2 protein-coding genes are annotated in these 3,207 nt (G+C 39.9%); both read right to left on the bottom strand.

Annotation, left to right across the window (positions count from 1 at the left end; genetic code table 11):
• Window positions 1-2,383, bottom strand: a 2,383-nt coding sequence (locus CCAND38_RS10725) for a M1 family aminopeptidase (RefSeq protein WP_042345366.1), incomplete at its 3' end; no start/stop codon positions are given.
• A gap of 165 nt (window positions 2,384-2,548) precedes the next feature.
• Window positions 2,549-3,207: T9SS type B sorting domain-containing protein (locus CCAND38_RS10730; protein ID WP_042345368.1), on the bottom strand; the 659-nt coding region annotated here is incomplete at its 5' end.

The following is a 3,207-nucleotide window of genomic DNA, read 5'->3' on the forward strand; positions in this document are numbered from 1 at the left end:
TGGCTGCGATGCCCTCGTCCAGAACTTTGATGGTGGCTTTGTTGGCTTCTGAACCTTTGTCGGAATACGGAGCCGCCGCTCTGAAAGATTTGGCAATAATTTCTACCAAAGCCTTATCGTCTAAACTCATTGCCCATAGGTAGCCCTTGCGGAAAATTTCAGCTTGTTTCGGGTTGTCCTTTTCTATGAAGGGATAATAAATAATGTACGGAAGCACTTTTGGTAAATATTTCTCCATTTTGTTGTCCACGATTACAGAAAATACCCAAACCAATTGGTCGGAAGTGAAATTTTCGGGAGCGGATTTTAATAGGAAGTTTTTAGCTCGTGTAGAGTCTATTTTGCCGATGCCGTTGAGTGCTGCATTTTGTATGGCTGCCGAATGTACGCCCAAAGCGTTTTCGAAAACAGGTAAATATTTTCGGTTTTGGGTCGCTGCCAAAGTCCACATTGCTGCCGATTTTACCAAATTTTTAGGGTCGGTTTTGGCAATTTTTTCTATCTCTGCAAATTCTTTTTTGCTTAATTTCTGACCTGCCAAAGCATTCAAGGCTTTAATTCGAACTTGATAGAAAGGGTCTTTTATCGCTTTCATTAGCAATAGATTATCCTGATTTTCTTCCGCAAATTCTACTGCTTGCCATCTGCTTTTGAAGTCTTTGGCGTGTTGGTACTGAAAGGCGTATTCAGCAGGGGTTTTATACGATGCTTCCCCCCAAATAAGAACACCTCTCGGATTGACATTCACCAAATCAGGGTTTTTCTTCGCCGAGAAATAAAATTCGTTTTCCTTTTGAGCTTTTACCCAAACTTGGTGTCGGTGGTAAGTTCCGTTTTCATAAATATCCACTTCCAAAGGAAACTCAAAAAGCACATCTTCTTCCTGATTTTGAATGATTTTCAAATGAATTTTTTGCGTTTTTGCATCATAATTTTTTTCCACAGCCACGAAAGGATGCCCGTGAGAGAAAAACCACTGATTGAAAAACCAATTGAGGTCTTTTCCACTGACTTTTTCAAAGGAAAGTCTTAGCTGATGGGCTTCTCCTGTGCCGAATTCATAAGTTTTTAGGAAGTCTGTAATCCCTTGAAAAAAAGCCTCATCGCCCAAATAATCGCGAAGCATATGCAGAATCGCACCGCCCTTGTTGTACGACACCAAATCAAACATATCTTCCTTATCATCGTACCCAAAACGCACCAAATTTTTCAGAAAATCCGTTGAGCGGTGGCGGTATTGTCCCACTTTATTGTTGAGGTGATAGTCGGCGGCATCTTTTCCGTATTTGTATTCGTACCAAAGATATTCGGAATAATTGGCAAAAGATTCATTTATGGTGAGGTTTGCCCAGCTTTCGGTGGTTACCAAATCGCCAAACCAATGATGCCCCATTTCGTGAGCGATGACGGCTTCCCAATAGTTTTCGTCTGCCAAAACTTCGCCCGGCTGATGGGCAGATTCGGCGTGACTTACCGCTGTGGTATTTTCCATTGCCCCTGCCACAAAATCGCGAACTACCATTTGAGCGTATTTCTGCCAAGGGAAATCATATCCGAATTTTTTAGAGTAAAACTCCATCATTTCCGCCGTATGCCCAAAGATTTTTTTTGCCACCGATTCGTATTCTTTTTCCACATAATAATCCACGGGAATAGTGCCTCGCCACGGGGTGTCTTTTACTACGGCGAAATCGCCCACGCCCATAAAGAAGAGGTACGGAGCGTGAGGTTTATCCATCACCCAATGGTCTGTGCGTAGGTCATTGGCTTCTTTTACGGAAGATTTTAAAATCCCGTTGGATAGGGTCACGAATTTATCGGGAACGGTCATATAAATTTCCTGTGTGGTTTTTTGGTTGGGCTTATCGATGGTAGGAAACCAGCACGATGAAGATTCGGTTTCGCCCTGCGTCCAAATTTGGGTAGGCACATCCGGAATTTCGCCTTTCGGATTGATGAAATACAAGCCTTTGGCATCACTTCTTGTCCCCTCTTTTTCAATGACTTTTTCAGGCTGTGCCGTATAGCGAATGTACACGGTGTAGTTTTCGTTTTTCTGATAGATTTTATCCAATTTTATTTTCAAAAAATCGTTTTCATAGGCATATTTTAGCGGTTGGTCATTGAGTTTTACCTCGTGGATGAGCATTGATTTGGCATCTAAAATTAGGCTATCGGTGGCATAAAAATAAGGCGAAGCCGTGAGCCATTCCTCCCCATTTAGGGTTTGATTCTCAAAGTTAAAGCCTACTTTGAGTTTGGTATGTTGGAGTTTGGTTTTCATTTCGGGAGTTGCTCGGTGAAGGGTTCTCCCCGAAGTATCGGTTTGGGCAAAAGTCTGAGAAAGTCCTATTAAAAGGAGTACAAAGGCAAGATGTTTCATATTTCATTTATTTTTTGCAAATATAACATGTTTTATCATTTTTGTAAAATTAGGATTCTGTTCGAAAAGCCTAATTTTGATAATTTTGAAAATAATCCTTAATAATCAATGTGTTATAAATGTACTTTTGTTTAAAATGTACTTTTTCGGACAGCTGTTAGAATATTATCTTACATATAAATATCCTTGTTTTGTGTTAGATTCTCCTGTAATGTTTTGATATTTAAACACATAGAAATACGTTCCTGTTGGAAGACGTTTACCTTTTCGGAAAACTCCTTTTACATTGGCATATCCTCGGAAAACTTCGCCATTTTTTTGGTAACTTTTCGATTCATACACTTTCTGACCTAATTCGTTAAAAATCTCAATTTGAAGATTTTTATAATTTTCGATAGGTTCAAATTTCAAGTAATTTTCAGAGCCTGACTCGGTAGAAACGCCATTGTAAACAATTATTTCTTGGGTCGGCTCTGTTCCTGTAGGTGGTTGCACTCCACCGGTAGGAGGTGTGGGCTGTGAAGTTTTTCGTATCGTAACTTTCTGTTCGTGAAGAACTTTATTTCCACATTCATCAGAAGCCTCCCATTTATAAATGATTACTTTATTTCCTTTTTCTTGCCTTTCTTCTTGCCTTTTAATTACTTGAACCTTTTCAGAACAATTATCCGTAGCGCTTAGCGTTTCTTGCGTTGGCACTTCCTGATTTTCAGTAATCGAAATATCTTTCGGTAATTTTCCTGAAAAAATGGGAGCTTCATTATCCCCTGCAATGGTAATGGTCTGTTTTTGAGAAATCGTTTGTCCGCAAACGGTTGCCGTAT

The organism is Capnocytophaga canis, from assembly GCF_000827555.1.
Taxonomy (GTDB): domain Bacteria; phylum Bacteroidota; class Bacteroidia; order Flavobacteriales; family Flavobacteriaceae; genus Capnocytophaga; species Capnocytophaga canis.